The organism is Glycomyces niveus, from assembly GCF_017592475.1.
Taxonomy (GTDB): domain Bacteria; phylum Actinomycetota; class Actinomycetes; order Mycobacteriales; family Micromonosporaceae; genus Glycomyces; species Glycomyces niveus.
On the sequence record NZ_JAGFNP010000003.1, the window covers coordinates 386,005 to 405,217 of the forward strand.

Annotated in this window: 17 protein-coding genes; 9 read left to right on the forward strand and 8 right to left on the reverse strand. The window is 70.8% G+C overall.

Annotation, left to right across the window (positions count from 1 at the left end):
• The first annotated feature begins 136 nt into the window (after window positions 1–136).
• The 4 genes from J5V16_RS07585 (at window position 137) to J5V16_RS07600 (ending at window position 2,944) form a co-directional block, all read left to right on the forward strand.
• Window positions 137–304, forward strand: a complete 168-nt coding sequence (locus J5V16_RS07585) for a DUF3117 domain-containing protein (protein WP_208495467.1) — start codon at window positions 137–139, stop codon at window positions 302–304.
• Window positions 305–496: 192 nt separating this feature from the next.
• Entirely contained in the window at window positions 497–1,990 is a 1,494-nt protein-coding gene (locus tag J5V16_RS07590; RefSeq protein ID WP_208495468.1) for a S1C family serine protease, read from the forward strand.
• A gap of 71 nt (window positions 1,991–2,061) precedes the next feature.
• On the forward strand, window positions 2,062–2,547 hold the full coding sequence (locus tag J5V16_RS07595; RefSeq protein ID WP_208495469.1) for a Sec-independent protein translocase family protein: 486 nt from the start codon (window positions 2,062–2,064) through the stop codon (window positions 2,545–2,547).
• Window positions 2,548–2,587: 40 nt separating this feature from the next.
• On the forward strand, window positions 2,588–2,944 hold the full coding sequence (locus J5V16_RS07600; protein ID WP_208495470.1) for a VOC family protein: 357 nt from the start codon (window positions 2,588–2,590) through the stop codon (window positions 2,942–2,944).
• Between the two features lie 58 nt (window positions 2,945–3,002).
• Here J5V16_RS07600 and J5V16_RS07605 read toward each other — a convergent pair whose 3' ends face one another.
• The 4 genes from J5V16_RS07605 to J5V16_RS07620 all read right to left on the reverse strand — a co-directional run bounded on the left by J5V16_RS07605 (window position 3,003) and on the right by J5V16_RS07620 (window position 8,065).
• Window positions 3,003–3,506, reverse strand: a complete 504-nt coding sequence (locus tag J5V16_RS07605) for a DUF4190 domain-containing protein (RefSeq protein WP_208495471.1) — start codon at window positions 3,504–3,506, stop codon at window positions 3,003–3,005.
• A 117-nt stretch (window positions 3,507–3,623) separates the two neighbouring features.
• Window positions 3,624–4,736: an amidohydrolase family protein gene (locus J5V16_RS07610; protein WP_208495472.1), complete on the reverse strand. Its 1,113-nt coding sequence runs from the start codon at window positions 4,734–4,736 to the stop codon at window positions 3,624–3,626.
• 201 nt (window positions 4,737–4,937) lie between these two features.
• Window positions 4,938–6,476, reverse strand: coding sequence for a signal recognition particle protein (ffh, locus tag J5V16_RS07615; RefSeq protein ID WP_208495473.1), 1,539 nt, complete (start codon window positions 6,474–6,476; stop codon window positions 4,938–4,940).
• Between the two features lie 251 nt (window positions 6,477–6,727).
• On the reverse strand, window positions 6,728–8,065 hold the full coding sequence (locus J5V16_RS07620; RefSeq protein ID WP_208495474.1) for an ammonium transporter: 1,338 nt from the start codon (window positions 8,063–8,065) through the stop codon (window positions 6,728–6,730).
• Between the two features lie 494 nt (window positions 8,066–8,559).
• On the opposite strand from J5V16_RS07620, the gene J5V16_RS07625 reads away from it, so the two are divergent.
• Window positions 8,560–9,606 (forward strand): LacI family DNA-binding transcriptional regulator, encoded by a 1,047-nt coding sequence (locus tag J5V16_RS07625; RefSeq protein WP_208495475.1) that lies wholly within the window; start codon window positions 8,560–8,562, stop codon window positions 9,604–9,606.
• 16 nt (window positions 9,607–9,622) lie between these two features.
• Window positions 9,623–11,980 (forward strand): carbohydrate-binding protein, encoded by a 2,358-nt coding sequence (locus J5V16_RS07630; RefSeq protein ID WP_208495476.1) that lies wholly within the window; start codon window positions 9,623–9,625, stop codon window positions 11,978–11,980.
• 46 nt (window positions 11,981–12,026) lie between these two features.
• Here the strand turns inward: J5V16_RS07630 and J5V16_RS07635 are convergent, their stop codons facing one another.
• Window positions 12,027–12,872 (reverse strand): aldo/keto reductase, encoded by an 846-nt coding sequence (locus J5V16_RS07635; RefSeq protein ID WP_208495477.1) that lies wholly within the window; start codon window positions 12,870–12,872, stop codon window positions 12,027–12,029.
• 177 nt (window positions 12,873–13,049) lie between these two features.
• Between J5V16_RS07635 and mscL the strand changes: the two genes are divergently transcribed.
• Together mscL and J5V16_RS07645 are read left to right on the forward strand one after the other, a co-directional pair.
• A complete protein-coding gene (gene mscL / locus J5V16_RS07640) occupies window positions 13,050–13,445 on the forward strand; it encodes a large conductance mechanosensitive channel protein MscL (protein WP_208495478.1) in 396 nt (131 codons plus the stop codon).
• 161 nt (window positions 13,446–13,606) lie between these two features.
• Entirely contained in the window at window positions 13,607–14,428 is an 822-nt protein-coding gene (locus tag J5V16_RS07645) for a VOC family protein (protein ID WP_208495479.1), read from the forward strand.
• A gap of 10 nt (window positions 14,429–14,438) precedes the next feature.
• On the opposite strand, the gene J5V16_RS07650 is transcribed toward J5V16_RS07645, so the two are convergent.
• From J5V16_RS07650 to J5V16_RS07660, 3 genes are read right to left on the reverse strand one after another with little or no spacing between them, the layout of a single operon-like run.
• Window positions 14,439–15,242 carry a VOC family protein gene (locus J5V16_RS07650; protein ID WP_208495480.1) on the reverse strand — a complete coding sequence of 268 codons (804 nt, stop codon included), beginning with the start codon at window positions 15,240–15,242 and terminating at the stop codon, window positions 14,439–14,441.
• Window positions 15,243–15,276: 34 nt separating this feature from the next.
• The gene (locus tag J5V16_RS07655) at window positions 15,277–17,019 is read right to left on the reverse strand and encodes an ABC transporter permease subunit (protein WP_208495481.1); all 1,743 of its coding nucleotides are present in this window, start codon (window positions 17,017–17,019) and stop codon (window positions 15,277–15,279) included.
• A gap of 3 nt (window positions 17,020–17,022) precedes the next feature.
• The gene (locus J5V16_RS07660) at window positions 17,023–18,528 is read right to left on the reverse strand and encodes an ABC transporter substrate-binding protein (protein WP_208495482.1); all 1,506 of its coding nucleotides are present in this window, start codon (window positions 18,526–18,528) and stop codon (window positions 17,023–17,025) included.
• A gap of 65 nt (window positions 18,529–18,593) precedes the next feature.
• Here J5V16_RS07660 and J5V16_RS07665 point away from each other — a divergent pair, with 65 nt between their 5' ends.
• Window positions 18,594–19,184 carry a GNAT family N-acetyltransferase gene (locus J5V16_RS07665; RefSeq protein ID WP_208495483.1) on the forward strand — a complete coding sequence of 197 codons (591 nt, stop codon included), beginning with the start codon at window positions 18,594–18,596 and terminating at the stop codon, window positions 19,182–19,184.
• The last annotated feature ends 29 nt before the right edge of the window (window positions 19,185–19,213 follow it).

Consider the following 19,213-nt stretch of genomic DNA (forward strand, 5'->3'; position numbering starts at 1 on the left):
GCACTTTTCAGCTGATTTCTACGCAACTTTGTCACATACTCGGAGGGGCGAGTTGGCCGTCGGCCTGCTCATCAGGGAAACTTGATCTAGCAACGTCGAGTCGCAACCTGCGGCCTTGGATCGAGGGGAGACCAAAATGGCGGCCATGAAGCCGCGGACCGGTGACGGACCGCTTGAAGTCGCACAAGAGGGCCGGGGCATCATCCTGCGGATGCCACTCGAAGGCGGCGGTCGGCTGGTCGTGGAGATGAGCCCCGAGGAAGCCCAAACCCTGCAGAAGGAGCTCGAAGGAGCCCTCGAGTAATCGAGACTCCCAACCACCCCCGGCGACCGACCCCACCGCCAAACGGTCTGCGAGCCCGCCTCGAACGCTCTCGGGGCGGGCTCTTCCCGTGCGCTCCGCACGCCACCGCGCGGCATCCGGACGGACCATCCGTCATCGGGCGGAATGCCGGGGCAGGTGAACGAGCGGCATATCCGGCATAGACTTTCAGTCATGACTTCCGGCACCCAGCCGCCCCAGGCAGATCCGGGCAATCCGCACCACCCCGAGGCAAACGCGAGCCCGCCGCACGAGACCGCGCCGCGACCCGACATGCAGCCCCCGGTGCCGGCAGCACCGGCCGCGCCCGCCTCCGCGCAGGACTCGGCCGCGCCGCAAACCGCTTACCCGGCCGCGCAGGATCCGGCCGCTTCGCAAGCCGCCTACCCTCAGGACCCGGCGTCCGCGTACGGGACCGCGCCCGAGATGCAGCCGCCCGCGCCGAACCCGGAGTACCGCCCCGCGTACGCCGCCCCGCAGGCGAACCAGTCCGCGTGGTGGAACCCCGCCGCCGCGTCCGACCCGTGGCGCGACCCCGGCAGCCGCGCCGTCATCGAGACCCGGCCGGTCCCCCACTCGCCCGCACCCGAACCGCTCCCGGCCCGCACACCGCGCACCAGGCCCGCGCTGGGCCTCGTCATCGCCGTCTCCGCCGTCACCGCGCTCATCGCCGGCATCCTCGGCGCGGCCATCGGCATCTGGGCCACCCGCTCCGACTCCGGCGACGGCAGCTTCCTCGGCGCCGAACCGCAGGTCGAACGCGACGTCGACTCCGTCGCCGGCGTCGTCGAGCAGATCATGCCCTCCGTCGTCACGGTGCTCACCGCCGACGGCGGCAACGGCTCGGGCTTCATCGTCTCCGACGACGGCTACGTCCTCACCAACCACCACGTGGTCGTCGGCGGCGGCACCGAGGCCGCCGAGACCCTCCAGGTGCTCTTCAGCGACGGCAACGTCACCACCGCCGAAGTCATCGGCTCCGACCCCGACTCCGACGTCGCCGTGCTCCGCATCGAAGGCGACGAGCACCCCGCGATGGTCCTCGCCGACTCCGACCAGGTCGCCGTCGGCGACCCCGTGCTCGCCGTCGGCGCGCCCCTCGGGCTCTCCTCCACCGTCACCGAAGGCATCGTCTCCGCGATCGACCGGCCGGTCCTCACCGAGAACAACAACGGCGAGGTCGAGTCCGTGATGGCCGCGATCCAGACCGACGCCGCCATCAACCCCGGCAACTCCGGCGGGCCGCTCACCGACATCGCCGGCCAGGTCATCGGCATCAACACCGCCATCGCCTCCACCGCCGCCGAAGGCGAGGCCGGCAACATCGGCATCGGCTTCGCCATCCCGATCAACCAGGCCAAGCGCATCGCCGACGAGATCATCGCGACCGGCACCGCCAGCCACACCGTGCTCGGCGCCGAGCTCGGAGAATCCGATTTGGGGATCGGGGTGACCCTCAGCAAGGTCCTCGAAGGCTCCCCCGCCGCCGACGCCGGACTCAAGGACGGCGACGTCCTGACCAGCTTCAACGGCAACATGGTGGCCGAGAACACCGAACTGATCGCCCTCATCCGCAAGCTCGCGCCGGGCACCGTTGTGACCGTCGTCTACGAGCGGAATGGCGAGGAGCACAGTGCGCAGGTCACGCTGGAAGCGGCCACCGACTGACGTGGGAGTACTCTAGGCGGAGGTTTCTCAGGTATCAGCAGGTACAACAGTCGGGCAGTAGGAGGATCAGCGTGTTCGGAGGCTTTGGCGGAACCGAGTTCCTGGTCATCATCCTCATCGCCATCTTCCTGTGGGGTCCCGACAAGCTGCCCAAGGCGCTGGCGAACCTCCGCCGGTTCATCTCGAAGGCCCGCAACATGGCGTCGAACGCCGCCGCGGACCTCAGCCGCGAGATCGGCACCGACATCCGGCCCGAGGACCTGAACCCCAAGACCTTCGTCCGCAAGCACATCCTGACCGAAGAGGACCAGGAGATGCTGACGAGCCCCCTCAAGTCCACGATGCGCGACCTCCAGGACGGCACCAGGCCGCTCAAGGAGGGCCTGACGGACGCCACGCGCGACATCGAGAGCACCCGCCGCGAGGTCAACCGCGGCAGCCTCACCCGCAAGACCCACGGCACCAACGGTTCCGCGGTCAACGGGTCCGACGCCGCGGCCGAGCCGGCCGCCGAGCCCGCGCGCGACCGCGCCGCCAGCTTCGACGACGTGACCTGAGCCGGTAGCGCCTGTCGGTCCCCCGTGCGACACTGCGGGGATGATCGGCACATGGCACGGCCTCATCATCGACTGCCCCGACCCGCACGCGCTCTCCGCGTTCTACCGGCAGGTCCTGGGCATGGTCGAAGTCCAGAACGACGGCGACTGGGTGGTCATCGGCACCGCCCCCGACCAGCCCGGGATCGCCTTCCAGCAGGCCGAGGTGTACACGCCCTCGACCTGGCCCGACCCTTCGATCCCGCAGCAGATGCACCTCGACATCAAGGTCGGCTCGCTCGACGAGGGCGAGCAGCAGGTGCTCGAGCTCGGGGCGCGGCGGCTGGAGGGCGGCGGCGAGACCTTCCGGGTCTACGCCGACCCGGCCGGGCACCCGTTCTGCCTCGTCACCATGTGAACCGCTGAAACGACGAAGCGGCGCGGGCCGGAGCCCGCGCCGCCGCAAGTGCGTGTGCCTAGTAGGTCGTGGCCGCGCCCGTGCCGAACGTGGCGAGGATCGAGCCGACCGCGATGAGGATGATGACCGCGATCGCGCAGACGACGATGCCCAGCACGAGGCCGGTGATCGCCTGGCCCTTGCCGGCCGCCAGGCCCGCGTTGATCTTCTTGAGCGAGATGCCGCCGAGGATCGCGGCGATGATGCCGCAGACGATGGAGGCGAAGCTGCCGACGTAGGGGATGCACAGGCCCGCGACGGCGATGATGCCGAGCACCATCGAAGCGATCGCCTGCCCCTTGGGCAACTGCGGGCCGTAGCCCGGCGCGCCGTACGCCGGCGGGTAGCCCGGCGCCTGCGGCGGCAGCTGCGGCGCGGGGCCGTAGCCGGGCTGCTGGGGCGGGTAGCCGGGCTGCTGCGGCTGCGAGGGGTTCTGGGGCTGGGAACCGGGCTGGCTGCCGTACGGGTCGTACTGGAAGCCGCCCTGACCGGACTGGTCCGGAGGAGGCGGAGGATAAGTCATCGCTGTAACTCTCTGCTCGGGCGGAAACGGCGCGGGGACGTTCACGATAGCCGACAGTCGCCACGCGCGGGGACACGGCCGGATCGGGAAAGCCGCAAAAGCCGCAGGTCAGGCGTTTTACTTGGGCGCCTTGAGGAGTCGGCCGCGCAGGACGATGGCCGCGGGCTCGCGGGCGGCCGCGATGTCGGCCCGCGGGTCGCGCTCGTAGACGACGAGGTCGCCCAGATCCGTTGGGATGCCGAGCCATTCGCGGGCGCGCCAGGAGGAGGCCGCGACGACGTCCGCGGCCGGGATGCCGGCCTTCTCGTGCAGCAACTGCATCTCCTCGGCGGCGAGGCCGTGGTCGATGCCGCCGCCCGCGTCGGTGCCGAGGTAGACGGACACGCCCGCTTCCCAGGCGGCGCGCACGACCTCGGGGAAGCCCTGCTTGAGGCGGCGCATGTGGTCGGCGTAGCGGGGGAACTTGACGTCGGCGCCGGCGGCGATGTCGTCGAACGTCTCGATGTTGATCATGGTGGGCACCAAGGCGATCCCGCGCTCGGCCATGCGGTCGAGGAGGTCGGGCGCGAGCCCGGTGCCGTGCTCGACGGAGTCGACGCCCGCTTCGACGACGCAGGCGACGGCCTCCTCCGAGAAGGTGTGCACGGCGACTTTGGCGCCCTCGGCCTGGGCGGCATGGATTGCGGCCGTGAGGATCTCGGGCTCGAACGAGGGGGCGAGGTCGCCCTTGCCTCGGTCGATCCAGTCGCCGACGAGCTTGACCCAGCCGTCGCCTAGCTTCGCCTGGCGCGCGAGGGCGGCGACGGCCTCGTGCGGCTCGCATTCGAGGCCGATGCCGCGCAGGTAGCGGCGGGAGGCGGCGATGTGGTGCCCGGCCCGGATGAGGCGCGGGAGGTCCTCCTCGCCCACGAGTTCCGGGTACGGGTAGGGCGACCCGGCGTCGCGGATGGCGAGCACCCCGGTGTCGCGATCGGTGCGCGCCAGCTCGCGGGCTTCGTCGAGGCTCTCGATCGGGACGGGGCCGCGGCGGATCCCGATGTGGCAGTGGGCGTCCACGAGCCCGGGCAGCGCGAACCCGGCGGTGGCGACGGTGCGCGCGCCGGGCACGGGCTCGAACCCGAGCCGGTCGCCGTCGACGTACACGTCGCGCACGGTGTCGTCGGGCAGCCAGACGACCCGGAAGTGCAAAGGCTCGAGCGGCGCGGGCGAAAGCGGTGCAAGTGCGTTCATCGCCTCGCAGTATCGCCCGGACGGTTCCGCAGGTGCAACGGGGGCGCGCAGACCGGCGACGCCGTCCAATGCCCCGCATTCACCGTGTCCGAGAACACGCGAGGCCGGATCGCGCGTTGCGCGATCCGGCCTCAGCGGATGTTCGTCGGTCGCCTCACCGGCGCACCGGGAACGAGTGCTCCCGGTGCACTAGAACGGCTTCTACTTGTCCTTCTTCTGTTCCTTGAGGAACTTCTCGAAGTCGATGTTCGGCAGGTCCCCCGGGTTGAGCTGCGAGAGGTCGGGCATGCCCGGGGGCAGCTGCATGCCGGCGGGGAGCTGCGGCGTCGCGTTCTGCGCGGGGCGGCCGCCGCGGGCGACGGGCTTCTTCTTGCCCTTCTTGCCCTTGCGCTTGTTGTACGGCGACTTGGTGGCCTTCGTGCCGCCGCCGAGGCCCATCGCGCCGGTCATGCCGCGCATCATCTTCTGCGCTTCCTTGAACCGCGTCAGGAGCTGGTTGACCTCGGAGACGGTCACACCCGAGCCGTTCGCGATGCGCAGGCGGCGCGAGCCGTTGATGAGCGACGAGTCGCGGCGCTCGGCCGGGGTCATCGAGCGGATGATCGCCGAGGTGCGGTCGATCTGCTTGTCGTCGATGGAGTCGATCTGCTGGCGCATCTGGCCCATGCCCGGCATCATCTTGAGCACGTTGCCGATCGGGCCCATCTTGCGGATGGCCTGCATCTGCTCCAGGAAGTCCTCGAGCGTGAAGTCCTCGCCCTTGAGGAGCTTCTGGGTCATCTCCTCCTTCTGGTCCTCCTCGAACACGGCCTCGGCCTGCTCGATGAGGGTCAGCATGTCGCCCATGCCGAGGATGCGGGAGGCCATCCGGTCCGGGTGGAAGACGTCGAAGTCCTCGAGCTTCTCGCCGGTGGACGCGAACATGATCGGCTGCCCGGTCACGTGCCGCACCGAGAGCGCGGCACCGCCGCGGGCGTCGCCGTCGAGCTTCGAGAGGACCACGCCGGTGATGCCCACGCCGTCGCGGAAGGCCTCGGCGGTGTTGACCGCGTCCTGGCCGATCATGGCGTCGATGACGAACAGGACTTCGTCGGGGTTGACGGCGGCCCGGATGTCGCGGGCCTGCTGCATCATCTCCTCGTCGATGCCGAGGCGGCCGGCGGTGTCGACGATGACCACGTCGTGGCCCTTGCGGCGGGCCTCCTCGATCGAGTCGGTCGCGACCTTGACCGGGTCGCCGACGCCGGAGCCCGGCTCGGGCGCGTAGACGGCCACGCCGGCGCGCTCGGCGAGCACCTGGAGCTGCCCGACCGCGTTGGGGCGCTGGAGGTCGGCGGCGACGAGGAGCGGCGAGTGGTCGTCGCCCTTGAGCCACTTGGCGAGCTTCCCGGCCAGCGTGGTCTTGCCGGCGCCCTGGAGGCCCGCGAGCATGATGACCGTGGGGGCCTGCTTCGCGTAGTTCAGGCGCCGCGTCTCGCCGCCGAGGATGGCGATGAGCTCCTCGTTGACGATCTTGATGATCTGCTGGGCCGGGTTGAGGGCCTTGGAGACCTCGGCGCCCTTGCACCGCTCCTTGATCTCGTTGATGAAGGTCTTGACCACCGGGAGGGCGACGTCGGCTTCGAGCAGGGCGAGGCGGATCTCGCGGGCGGTGGCGTCGATGTCGGCATCGGTCAGGCGGCCTTTGCCGCGGATCGACTCGAAGATCCCGGACAGTCGATCTGACAGAGCGTCGAACACGGGCGAACCTCTCGATGGTGCAGTACGGATTTGCAGCTGGCCCCGTGGGGCGCGGCTCCAGCGGGCGCCGGGCGCGCTGGACTCCTACGAGCTTAACGGGGATGGCGGCGGGCCTGCCGCCCGGTGATGCCCGGATCGGGCGTGACCTGAACCCGGGAACGCGGAACGGCCGCCCCGGGGGGAGGCGGCCGTTCCCAATTGATTTATGGCTCGCACGCATCGCCAAGAGGGCGGTGACGTGAAGTCGGTTGTTACGCGTTGAGCTTCTCGACGGCCTCGGCGTTGGTCTCGGGCAGACCCGTGCCGGTGTTGCCGTTGAGGGGCAGGTCGTAGCCGGCCTCGCCGTGCTGGGCGGCGTCGATGCCCGCCAGCTCCTCTTCCTCGCTGATCCGCACCCCGACGGTGAACTTCAGGATGAAGGCGATGATGAGGGAGGCGATGAAGGAGAACGCGACCACGGCCAGGACCGCGGCGGCCTGCTTGCCCAGGAAGGAGGCGTCGCCGCCGTAGAGGAGGCCGTCCACGCCTTCGTCGTAGACCCCGGCGATCACGGTGACCTCGGAGACCGCGAACAGGCCCACGGAGATCGAGCCCCAGATGCCCGCGACCATGTGCAGGCCGACCACGTCGAGCGCGTCGTCGTAGCCGAGCTTGTGCTTCAGGCCGATGGCGAAGGGGCAGATGATGCCGGCGACGGCGCCGATGGCGATCGCGCCGACCGGGGCGACGTAACCGGCGGCCGGGGTGATGGCCACGAGGCCCGCGATGACGCCGGAGCAGGCGCCGAGCACGGAGGGCTTGATGCCGCGGATGCGGTCGACGATGAGCCAGGCGAGGATCGCGGCGGCGGTGGCGACCTGCGTGTTCAGCAGAGCCAGGCCGGCGGTGCCGTTGGAGGCGAAGGCGGAGCCGGCGTTGAAGCCGAACCAGCCGAACCACAGCAGGCCGGTGCCGATGACGACGAGCGGCAGGTTGTGCGGCGCGAAGTTGCCGTCCTTCCAGCCGATGCGGCGGCCGACGACCAGCGCGAGGGCGAGGCCCGCGGCACCGGCGTTGGCGTGGACCGCGGAACCGCCGGCGAAGTCGAGCACGCCCCAGTCCTCGATCCAGCCGCCGCCCCAGACCCAGAAGGCCACGGGAGCGTAGACCACGACCACCCAGACGGTGGCGAAGATGACCCAGGAGAAGAACTTCATGCGGTCGGCGACGGCGCCGGCGATGAGGGCGACCGTGATGATCGCGAACATCATGCCGAAGGCCGAGAGGGCGCCGTTCGAGACGCCCGCGGTGACGCCGGCGAGGTCGGTCAGGTAGTCGAGGCCGAACGAGCTGCTGAGGTCGCCGAAGAAGGAGTTGGTGACCGCGGAGCCGGTTTCGGGGTCGGTGTTGCCGATCGCGATCGACTCGCCGACGAGGACCCAGGCGATGGAGACGACGCCGATGGCGACGAGGCACTTCATCATCATGTTGAGGACGCTCGAGGCCCGGGTGAGACCGCCGTAGAACAGGGCCAGACCGGGGGTCATGAGCAGAACAAGGGCGGCGGAGGTCAAGATCCAGGCATTGCTGCCGGTGTCGAGCTCGGGCATGGCCGCCTCCTCTCTCCAGAGATAGGTAGTACGTACTGCGGGCTTCAGGGCTTTCCGGCGTGAGGGGAGCGACGGTGCTCGGCGTAGGCGTGTGTCACGCGCCGACCGACGAGCGGCCGGCGCGTGATGCTCCTACCTACCGGAGTGAAGCCAGCTTCACCAAGACGTGTTACGCGACCCGGGCCTGCGTGTTAAGAAGTTGTCGCCAAAGATTTCGAGTGTGTGAACTCGGCCTCACAAGCTTGCCGGAGGCCGCTACCGGAGGAACTGAAGCGGCGGTTGTGCCGTTTGGGGCGTTTGCGGGGGCCTTTGAAACCGTGACCTCGACATGACCACTCCGTTACAGAACTGTGTTGTACTGTTCTTGACGCATAACTCGAGTGATCGTTAACATCACTCGGCGTATCGTCGTATGGGACAACGGCCACACTGGTACCGGGACGGCCCGGACCCCTGGGACGGCCTGCGACGGACAAGAAAGAGAACCTGCAGCGATGGCGCAACCGAAGAAGGCAGCCAGTATCTGGGACGTGGCGCGGCTGGCCGGGGTCTCCCACCAGACCGTCTCCCGCGTCGTGAACGGCTCGCCGCGGGTCGCGGCGGCCACCCGGGACAAGGTCCTGGACGCCATCGCCGAACTGGGCTACCGGCCCAACCGGCTGGCCCGCAGCCTCGCGGGCGGCGCGGTCGAGTCCGTCACCGTCCTCGCAGCGGACACCTCCCTCTACGGACCGGAGGCCGCCCTGCGCGGCATCGAGAAGGCGGCCAGGTCGCTCGACTGGAGCGTCCAGATCTCCGTGCTCGACCCCGCCGACACCCACTCGGACGCCGACATCATCGCGCGCCTGCCGCGCGCCGGCGAACCGACGATCATCATGGCCCACGACGAGCCGGGCATGAGGGCCAAGCAGGTCCTGCTCGACACGCAGCCGCAGGCGATGGTCGCGATCGGCCCGTACACGGCCGAAGAGCTGGCCGCCTCGCCGTGGCTGGTGGGCATGGACGACGGCAAGGCGGCCGCCGAGGCCACCAAGTACCTTCTCGACCTGGGGCATGAGACGGTGCACCACCTGGCGATCCCGACCTCGACGGGGACGTTCGGCGGCGGCAAGGCGCACCGCGCCGAGGGCTGGTCCCGGACCCTGCGCGAGGCCGGACGCGAGGTGCCGGACCCGGTGCCCTCCGGGTGGACGTTCGCCGAGGCGTTCAAGGCGGTCCAGCCGCTCGTCGCCGACCCTTCGGTGACCGCGATCCTCTGCGGCAACGACCACCTCGCGCTCGCGACGCTGCGCGCCGCGCACCTCGCCGGGCGCAGCGTCCCCGGCGACCTCTCGATCGTCGGCTTCGACAACACGCCGTTCACCGCCTACACGACGCCCGCTCTGACCACCGTGAACCAGGACTTCGAGAGCGTGGGCCGCGGCGCGTTCGAGCTGCTGCGCCACCGCATCGACGGCTCGAACCCGCGGCCGAAGCCGAGCTGGCCCGAACCGGAGCTCATCGTCCGCGAGACCTCGGGCCCGCCCCGCCCCCGATCCTGACGCGAAAGGCCCGGCCATGGCCCTCACCCCCCTCCCCCAGGGGGCGGCCCGCCTCACCGCGGACTTCGCCGCCCCGACCGGTCCGGTGCTGCACGGCGCGGCCGGGTCGCTGTACGGCCTCTCGGAGGACGGCGTGCCCGGCGACGAGCTGCTGGACGCGCTCGACATCACCACGCTCGGGGTGAAGCCGGACGGCGGCGCGCAGCATCCCGGCGGCGACGCCTCGAGCGTGGTGAACGCCTTGCGCCGCAACGGGGACGGCCTCGCGTTCGTGTACCTGCAGGACCTGTTCGCGAAATGGCCGTACGAGGACGCGGGGATAGACGTCTACCACGAGCGGCTGTGCGCGGTCGTCCCGCCGATGCTCACGCCCGAGAACGCCGGGCGGCTGGTGTGGGTGCCGTTCAACGAGCCCGACTGGATCTGGTACTCGCTCAAGGAGAACGCGCCCGCCAAGTACGACCGGTTCCTCGCCGACTGGATCACCACCGTGCAGCTGCTGCGCGGGCTCGCGCCGGGCGTGCCGATCGCCGGCCCGAACGAGGCCTACTACCACCCCGAGTTCCTGCCGCACTTCCTCAGGCGCGCCAGGGACACCGGGACGCTCCCGGAGTGGATGACCTGGCACGAGCTCTCGCCGCGCTCTCTCGCCGAGTTCCGCGGCCACTACGCCGCCTACCGCGGCCTGGAGCGCTCGCTCGGGATCGCGCCGCGGCGCGTCAACATCGACGAGTACGGCAACAACCGCGACCTCTCGGTGCCCGGCCAGCTCGTGCAGTGGGCGGCGATGTTCGAGGAGGCGAAGGTCCACGCCGACATGGCGTACTGGACCGCCGCCGGCGGCTACTCGGGCGCGGCCCCGCAGCCGAACCTGCCCAACGGCGCGTGGTGGTTCCTCAAGGCGTACTCGGGGATGACCGGCCAGACCGTGCGCGTCGTCCCGCCCCATCCGAACACTGTGGACACACTGCAGGGGCTCGCGAGCCTCGACGCCGAGCGGGGCACCGCGCAGATCCTCGTCGGCGGCACCGTCGAGGACTTCACCGTCGCCGCCACCGGGCTCGACCCCGAGCTGTGGGGCGACCGCGTCACCGCCACCGTGCACCGCATCGACTGGACCGGCTACGAAGGCGCCTCCGGCCCGCCGCAACCCATCGCGCAGGTCGTCGCCGACCCCGCCGACCTCGAGATCCCCGTCTACGGCCCCGACCGCATGGCCGCCTACTGGATCACCCTCACCCCCGGCGAGGCCGCCGTGATCGGCCCCCCGCCGTGGAAGGGCCAGTGGGACGCCGAAGCCGCCGACATCACCTCCGGCGAGATCACCCGGCACGGCCACGCCGACGACGGCAACGCCTTCGCCGCCTCCGGCGAGCACGACGTGTGCGGCCTCAACAAGACCGACTCCGCCGTGGTCTTCCAGGTCGTCGTCCCCAAAGCCGGCGAATACGACCTCGCCGTCTTCTACTCCCACATGTACGGGCGCGGCGCCGAGGCCACCGAACCCCAACCGGCGCAGCAGGTCCTCACCGTCAACGGCGCCGAACGCCTCCTCGACTACCCCAGCACCATGAACTGGGGCCACCGCTCCATCGCCCGCGTCCCCCTCACCCTGCGGGCCGGCTCCAACACCGTCGAACTGTCCAAATCGGGCGCCATCGGCACCGCCAACGGCGAAGTCGCCCTCGACAAGCTCGAACTCACCGAACGCCGCGGCGGCCGCGTCTGCTACGACGCCGCCTTCGCCCGCCTCCACGGCGACGGCCTCGTCTTCGACCTCTACGCGGCCGAAGCCGGCTACCACCGCATCGAAGGCGCCGACACCGCGATCCTCGCCGGACCCCAGAACCAGGACGTCCTCGTCGACCTCGCCCGGCCCGTGTTCCTCCACGCCGGCATCAACCGCCTCCGCACCGAGGCGATCGACGGCTCCCTCCTCGTCGCCCCCGCGACCGGCCCCGAGCCGATCGAGGTCGACGCCGCCGAAGTCGCCCGCGCCGGCGGCTCCTGCCTCGTCGTCAACGACTTCGCCCACCGCGGCCACGTCATCGGCTGGAACGGCCGCGGCGCCACCGCTGCCATCGAGGTCGACACCGCCGAAGGCCCCCACGCGCTCCTCATCAGCTACGCCAACGACGAGCGCACCGACGGCCACGAGTACAACGTCGACATCGTCACCCGCCACTGCGCCGTCGCCGTCAACGGCAAAGAGGCCGGCCGCTACCCCATGCGCGGCACCTGGACCTGGAACGACTTCTGGACCTACCCGGTCATCGTCGACCTGCGCGAAGGCCGCAACACCATCGTCTTCGCCAACCCCGACGGCCCCACCGCCGAATTCGAGCGGTTCCGCATCGCCCCGATCAACCCCTAAGGGACGCAAAAGGACCCGCGCTGGGCGCGGGTCCTCCATACAGCGGTTACGCCGAAGCGAGCGCGTTCAAGGCCTCGAACTGGGCGTCCGTGAGCTCGAGCTCGCGCGCCCCCACGTTCTCCTCCAGGTGCGCGATCGAGCTCGTGCCCGGGATCGGCACGATGTTGTCCGAGCGGCGCAGCAGCCACGCCAGCGCGGTCTGCGCCGGGGTCGCGCCGATCTCGGCGGCGATCTTGCCGACCGGCCCGTCGGGGCCGGCGTGCTCGCCCGCGGCGATCGGGAACCACGGGATGAACGCGATGCCCTGCTCGGCGGTGTAGTCGAGCACGGCCTCGCTCTGGCGGTTGATGAGGTTGTAGAGGTTCTGGACGCTCGCGATCGGGGCGACCGCCTGGGCCTCCTTGAGCTGGTCCACGGTGACCTCGGAGAGGCCGATGTGGCGGATCTTGCCCTGGCGCTGCAGCTCGGCGACCGTCTCGATCTGCTCGGCGATCGGCAGGCCCAGGTCGAGGCGGTGGATCTGGTAGAGGTCGATGGTCTCGACGCCGAGGCGGCGCAGGCTGAGTTCGACCTGCTGGCGGATGTAGGCGGGGTTGCCGACCGCGACCCACTCCTCGGGCGAGGGGCGGGTGTTGCCGCCCTTGGTGGCGATGACGACGCCGTCCGCGTACGGGCGCAGGGCTTCGGCGATCAGCTTCTCGTTGTCGCCCAAGGCGTAGGCGTCGGCGGTGTCGATGAAGTTCACGCCGAGTTCGACGGCGCGGCGCAGGACCGCGACGGCGGCCGCGCGGTCCTTCGGCGGGGTGAAGATGCCGGGGTCGCCGGTCAGGCGCATGGCGCCGTAGCCGAGCCGGTTCACCTGGAGGTCGCCGCCGATCACGATGTCGCTCATGGGGAGTGCCTTTCAAGCCGTGCTTCAGGGTTGGCGGCCGGGAGTCGAGTCCGGCCCACGTTTCGGTGCAACCACTTGACCGGCCGCATTGTTCCGTGCGAGTGATGTCGCGTGCGCCACGTCGACACAGGGTTTCTCGGCGGCGGACCGGGTCGGGGCGGATGCGAGACTCTTCGCATGATCAAAGGTTTCAAGGATTTTCTGATGCGCGGCAACGTGGTGGAGCTCGCCGTCGCGGTGGTCATGGGTGCGGCGATGACGGCGCTGGTGGCCTCCTTCGGTGACGCGTTCCTCAACCCGCTCATCACGCTGGTCACGGGCGGGGCCGAGGTCGGCGGCGAGTTCACGGTGAACGGCGTGGTGTTCCCGTACGGGCTGTTCCTGAACGGCCTGCTGGTGTTCTTCCTGACGGCGCTGGCGGTGTACTTCGTGGTCGTGCTGCCGATGAACAAGCTGCGCGAGCGGTTCGCGCCGGTGGCCGAGGAGGTCGACGAGGTGCACGCCGAGGCGGAGATCGAAGTGCTGCGGGAGATCCGGGATCTGCTGCGGCAGCAGAACGGCAACCGGGCCTAGGCGTTCCGGGTCGGCCCGCCGGTGCGCTGCGCCGGCGGGCCGCGGCGTTTCCGGGGCCGGGAGGTCGGGTAACCGGCTGGTCCGGCCGCACTAGGGGTCTTGCCCGCGTCGTACCCCCGTGGGACGGTGAGTGCAGCCGATCCGACTGTGGAGGAAGCCGAATGCCTACCAAGATTCCGCTCGGGGCCCCGATCTGGGCCGATGCGAACACGCCCGATCTGGTTCGGGACCTGGACTTCTATACGCGCCTGTTCCGGTGGTCGACGTTCGGCACCGGGGAGGAGTTCGGGCACTACACGGAGTTGTGCCTGGGTTCGACGGTGTCGGTGGCGAGGGCGGTGGGCGGCCTGGCGCCGAACCCGCCTGGGGATCCTGACGCGTTGTCGGCGTGGGGGGTCGCGTTCCATGTGGCCGACTGCTTCCGGGCGGCGGCCGACGCGGAGAAGCTGGGCGCCCACGTCGTCAGCCATCCGGTGCGGGTGGGAGACGATCTTGTGTACGCGGCGTTCAAGGACCCTGACGGCGGGGCGTTCGGCCTGTTCGAGCCGATGAGCGACCATGTCGGGTTCACGGCGTACGGGGAGCCGGGCGCGGCGGTGTGGTTCGAGTACGTGTACGACGGGGCGCCGGTGGAGGCGATGCAGTTCTATTCGGAGCTGCTGAACTGGTCGGTGCGGGTGCCGGGCGAGGACGAGCCGTCGCATGACGCGCCGTATGTGGGGCTGTGGACGCACGAGCATCTGACGGAGCGTTCGGTGGAGTTCGGCGGGGCGCGGATGGCGCTGGGGCCGGAGGTGCGGATGAAGCCGCACTGGCTGGTGTGCTTCGGCACGGACTCGGTGGACTTGACGGCCGCGAAGGCGGTCGATTTGGGCGGACGGGTCGCGGTGGCGCCCGTCGACGATCCGGGCGGGCGCATGGCGGTGCTGGTGTCGCCGACGGGCGCGCACTTCACGATCATGTCGAGCAAGCAGATGGACTGAGCGCCGGGCGCTACTCCCAAGGGCGCGGGGACATGATGCCCGCGATGGTGCCGCTGGGGGCGGCGATGCCGGCGATGCGCAGGCCGGGCACGTCCATGGGCTGGCCCGCGATGGAGCCGCCGAGTTCGACGGCGCGTTCGCACACGTCGTCGGCGTCCTCGACGCCGAGCATGACGGTCCACTGGGCGGGGAGTCCGAGTTCGAAGCCTTCGGAGGCGTGGCAGCCGCCGAATTCGCGCTCGTCGCCGACGGCGCTCAAGGCCGCGTAGGGCTTGTCGTTCGCGTTGTCCTCCCACGGCGGTGTGGTGATCTTCCAGCCGAGGAGGTCGGTGTAGAACCGCATGGCTTCGGCGGGCACGCCGTCGAGCCGGTATTCGATCCAGCCGACGCTGTTGGGTTCGCCCCACACGCCGAAGCCGCTGCCGGCCTCGCGCATCTCGACGAGCCCGAATTCCGCGCCCTGCGGGTCTTTGAGCATGGAGAAGCGGAGCCGCCCGCCCATGTCCTCGGGTTCGATCATGACGTCCGCGCCGAGTGCGCGGGCGCGGGCGGTGACCGCGTCGCAGTCCTCGACGCTGAAGTGCACGTTCCACACATGGCTCGGCTGCGCGTCCGGCGGGCACGGCATGATGCCCATGACCGCGCGGCCGCCTTCGGTCCCGTCGGGGATACCGAAGGTCGTGTAGTGGCCGAACTCCTCCCCCGCGTCGACGGACTTCCATCCGAACAGGGACTCGTAGAAGGCGACGTCGGCGGCGAGGTCGGCGGTCAGGGAGTCGGACCAGACGGGCGCACCCACCGGGATCGAGGTCATGGCGCTGCTCCTTCGCATGCGGGATCGAACCCACTCACGTTCCCACGGCCCGCCGACGGCTCGCAGGAGTTTGGCGGTGGCGCGGCATCGAGACGGCGGCCATCACGGCGAGCGTGAGGGCGACCATCGCGGCGGCCGGGGCGAGGACGGCGAGGGGCGCGCGTTCGAGGTACGGGAGCGAGCGGGCGAGGCTCGCGCCCCATTCGGGGCTGTCGGGGGCGGCGCCGAGGCCGAGGAATCCGAGCGACGCGACGCCGAGGGCCATGCCGGGCAGGCGCAGACCGGCATGCGCCGCAAGGGGTCCGGCGACCAGGGGCAGGGTGTGCCTGCGGAGGATCCACCACCGGCCGGCACCGAGGGCGAGGCGCGCTTCGAGGTGCCCGGCGCCTCGGGCCTGGGCGACGAGTTCGGCGGCGTGCGCGGCGAGCGGCGGCCAGGAGACGGCCGCGACTGCGAGGACCGCCCCGAACTGGCCGCGGCCGAGGACCACGACGACGATCATCCCGGCGATCGCGATGGGGAACGAGTTGAACGCCTCGGCCAGCGGATGCGCCAGGCGCGGCGCGAACCCGAGGGCGAGCGCGAGCAGATAGGCGAGGCCGCACGCGAGGAGCGCGGCCCCGGCGGTCCAGAGCGCGCCATGCCCGAGGCGGGCGAGCACGTCCCGCCCGAGCTCGTCGGTGCCGAGCCAAGCCGCGGCGGAGGGCCCGTCGAGACGCGGACCGGTGGCGATCTCGCCGGAGCGCAAGGCGCCGTATACGACTGCGAGGAGGACGGGCAGTGCGGCGGCGGCGATCCACACGTAGTGGCGGCCGCGTCCGCCGGAGACGGGCGGGGCGACCGGGGCCGCCGCTTCGGCGGCAGGCCCGTCGAGCGCGCGGACGGCGAGACGGGCGATCAGTCCGGCCGCGAAACCGAAGGCGATGAGCAGGGCGGTGCAGGCCTGCAGCACCGGGAGGTCCTGCGCGTCGGCGGCGGCGAGGGCGGCGCGGCCGAGGCCCGGGACGGCGAAGATCGTCTCGACGGCGACGGCCGCGCCGGTGATCGAGACGGCGATGATCGCGAACTGCGGCAGCACGGGCGGCAGCGCCCGGCGCAGGAGGCCGCGCGCGATGCGCCTCCGCGGGTATCCGGCGGCGCGCCACTGGCGGACCCAGTCTTCGGCGGCGACGCGGCCGATGGCGTCGCGCCCGAGCCGGGCGAGGACCCCGCCGCCGGGCAGGCCCATCGCGAGGGCCGGAAGCACCAGATGGGCCGGGCCGCTGAATCCGTACGCCGGAAGCACGCCGGCCCAGGTCGCGAACACCGCCACGCCCAATGTCGCGATGAGGAAGTCGGGCAGTGCCGCGAACGACGCGACCGCGACACCGCTCGCTCCGATCGGCCGCCCCTGAGCGGCCCGCCGCAGCGCGGGCGCACAGGCAAGGGCCGCGACAGCGAACGTGACAACGAAGGCAGCGGTCATCACCGTCAACGAGGTCCCCAATGCCGGCAGCACCGTTTCGGCGACGGCTTCCCCGCTGGTCCAAGAGGTCCCGAGGTCGCCTCGCGCCAGTCCCGAGAGCCAGTCCCGCAGGATCGCGGCAGGCCCGGCGGCGAGCCCGAGTTCGGTCCGGATCGCATCGAGCGCGCCGCCGGTGGCTTCGCGGCCCGGGTAGCGGGCGCGGAGGACGGTGAGGGCGGGGTCGCGGTCGGCGAGCCACGGCAGCAGGCCGATGGCGGCGAGCACGGCGAGGAGGACCGCGGCCCGGGTCAGGGTTGCCCGCAGGAGCGCCACTGGCTACTCCATAGTGGTTGCGGCCGTGATGATCTCGCGTTCGCGCGGGTCGCTGGTGACGTTCGCGGCGCCGCCCGCGACACCGGTGACCAGGCGTTCGTGGGCGATCGGGATGACGGCGACGGTGGCGAGCACGACGGCCTCGGCGTCGAGGACGGCGCTCTGGCGCGCCGCCGCGGCGTCCTCGGGGGCCATGCCGGGCTCCGCTGCGGCGGCGATCGAGGCGACGGCGACGTCCACGGCGGGGTCGGCGAGGAGGGCGGCGTTGAAGCCGCCGTCGCTGGTGAAGTCGGAGTCGAGGTACGTGTAGGCGTCGCCGGAGTCCTGGACGACCGAGCGCGACATGAGGAACGCGTCGAAGTCCCCGGCGAGCATGTCGGGCTCGATGTCGTTGTATTCGCGCACTTCGGTTTCCACCTGGAATCCGGCGGCCTCGAGCTGGGCGGCGAGGACGGTGAGCGTTTCGGGGAGCTCGGCGCGGTTGGAGTAGGTGGCGAGGGTCAGGGCCTCGCCGTTCGGGGTGCCGGCCGCGGGGAGCGTGTAGCCGCGGTGGTCGGCGGCCCAGGCGAGGGCGGGGCCGAAGAGGCCTTCGGGCGCGTCGGCGCGGCCCTCGTAGATGTCGTCGACGATCGGCGCGGTGTCGATCGCGGCGGCGACGGCGGCCCGCAGCGCGGGGTCGGCGAGGGGGCCGTTCGCGGTGTTGAGGTAGAGGCTGACGGTGCGGCCGGTCGGGGCGTCCTGGAGCTGCGAGGGGTCGAGGTTCGCGATCTGCGCGTAGGGGACCGCCTCGATGACATGGGCTTCGCCGGAGCGCAGGGCGGCGACCCGGGTGGCGGCGTCGGGCACGTAGTCGGCGCGGAAGCCGGCCATCTTGGCGGGCTCGCCCCAGTAGTCGTCGTTGCGTTCGAGCACGACCCCGGTGGTCGTAGATTCGGTGATGGCGAACGGCCCGGTGGCGTGCCCGACCGGGTCGACGGGGTCGCTCGCGTAGGCGCCCATGGAGAGGATCGCGAGGTAAGGGCTCGAGAGTCGTTGCGGCAGCACCGGGTCGGGCAGATCAGTGGTGAGACGGAGGGTGTGTTCGCCGGTGTCGTCGACAGAGAGGCCGATGCCGTCGATGACGCGGGGCACGCTCGCGGACTGCGCGGCCGAGTTGAGGGCCACGGCGACGGTGAAGGCGTCGAGCGGCGAGCCGTCGTGGAAGACGACGTCTTCGCGAAGCGTCAGGTCCCACGCGGTGGGCTCGGTCTGGACCCAGTCGAGGGCGAGTCTCGGGACCGGGAGGCCGTTGTCGTCGAGGCCGAGCAGGGTTTCGGCGACGGCCCAGCGGGCCAGGAGGAACGCGTCCTCGGAATGCGGCGAGAGCCCGGCCGCGGAGGTGAGCGCGGTGGCGAAGACGAGAGTGCCGGATTCGCTTGCGCCAGAGGAGAAGCAGCCCGAAGTGGCGAGCGCGCCGCCGAGGCCGAGGGGTGCGGCTGCGGTGATGAGGGAGCGCCGGGAGAGCGGCATGGCGTGAGCCTCGTCTCTTATCGCTAGGGGTTTCCTATTGCAAATCGAATGCAATAATGGCACACATGTCAGATATCGCTGTGACGCGTGAAGCCCGAGGTGTAGACGGTTACGTTCTCCGGCAGGCCGAACCCGGGGACCTCCCCGGCGCGCGATCGGTGATGCTCGACACCGTCTACCGGGATTTCGGGCACGGCTACCTGCCGCAATGGCATTCCGACATCATCGACATCGACTCGTACTACCTTGCGCCCGAGGACAACACGCTCTTCGTCGCAGCCCAGGACGGCGTCGTGGCCGCCACCGCGGGAGTGCGCGGCCAGACCCCGGTCTCACCGCCGCACCCGCCCGAGGTGACCAACCGCTTCGAGGAGGGCCGCACCGCGACCCTCTACCGCGTCTACGTGCGCCCCGAGCACCGCCGCCGCGGCCTGGCCGCCGCCCTCGTCGACGCCTGCCTGGACTTCATCGCCGGCCGCGACCGCTACACCGCCGTCTACCTCCACACCGACGCCCGCACCCCCGGAGCCGTGGAATTCTGGTCCAAGCGCGGCACCATCCTCTTCGACGAGCGCATCGCCATCAACGAAATGCGCCCCGAAACCCCCGAGGCACCCTTCCAAACAGTCCACTTCGAACTGCAAATCCCCCGCTGACCCCATCCGCGAACCACCCTCACATGTCA

What these genes read in the sequence shown, in the direction of transcription:
- J5V16_RS07620 (WP_208495474.1), bottom strand. Translation starts at nt 8,065, where the DNA reads ATGCCCGAGCTCGACACCGGCAGCAATGCCTGGATCTTGACCTCCGCC.
- J5V16_RS07645 (WP_208495479.1), top strand. Translation starts at nt 13,607, where the DNA reads ATGCCTACCAAGATTCCGCTCGGGGCCCCGATCTGGGCCGATGCGAAC.
- J5V16_RS07600 (WP_208495470.1), top strand. Translation starts at nt 2,588, where the DNA reads ATGATCGGCACATGGCACGGCCTCATCATCGACTGCCCCGACCCGCAC.
- J5V16_RS07650 (WP_208495480.1), bottom strand. Translation starts at nt 15,242, where the DNA reads ATGACCTCGATCCCGGTGGGTGCGCCCGTCTGGTCCGACTCCCTGACC.
- J5V16_RS07665 (WP_208495483.1), top strand. Translation starts at nt 18,594, where the DNA reads ATGTCAGATATCGCTGTGACGCGTGAAGCCCGAGGTGTAGACGGTTAC.
- J5V16_RS07590 (WP_208495468.1), top strand. Translation starts at nt 497, where the DNA reads ATGACTTCCGGCACCCAGCCGCCCCAGGCAGATCCGGGCAATCCGCAC.
- J5V16_RS07605 (WP_208495471.1), bottom strand. Translation starts at nt 3,506, where the DNA reads ATGACTTATCCTCCGCCTCCTCCGGACCAGTCCGGTCAGGGCGGCTTC.
- J5V16_RS07660 (WP_208495482.1), bottom strand. Translation starts at nt 18,528, where the DNA reads ATGCCGCTCTCCCGGCGCTCCCTCATCACCGCAGCCGCACCCCTCGGC.
- J5V16_RS07585 (WP_208495467.1), top strand. Translation starts at nt 137, where the DNA reads ATGGCGGCCATGAAGCCGCGGACCGGTGACGGACCGCTTGAAGTCGCA.
- J5V16_RS07625 (WP_208495475.1), top strand. Translation starts at nt 8,560, where the DNA reads ATGGCGCAACCGAAGAAGGCAGCCAGTATCTGGGACGTGGCGCGGCTG.
- mscL (WP_208495478.1), top strand. Translation starts at nt 13,050, where the DNA reads ATGATCAAAGGTTTCAAGGATTTTCTGATGCGCGGCAACGTGGTGGAG.
- J5V16_RS07630 (WP_208495476.1), top strand. Translation starts at nt 9,623, where the DNA reads ATGGCCCTCACCCCCCTCCCCCAGGGGGCGGCCCGCCTCACCGCGGAC.
- J5V16_RS07610 (WP_208495472.1), bottom strand. Translation starts at nt 4,736, where the DNA reads ATGAACGCACTTGCACCGCTTTCGCCCGCGCCGCTCGAGCCTTTGCAC.
- J5V16_RS07635 (WP_208495477.1), bottom strand. Translation starts at nt 12,872, where the DNA reads ATGAGCGACATCGTGATCGGCGGCGACCTCCAGGTGAACCGGCTCGGC.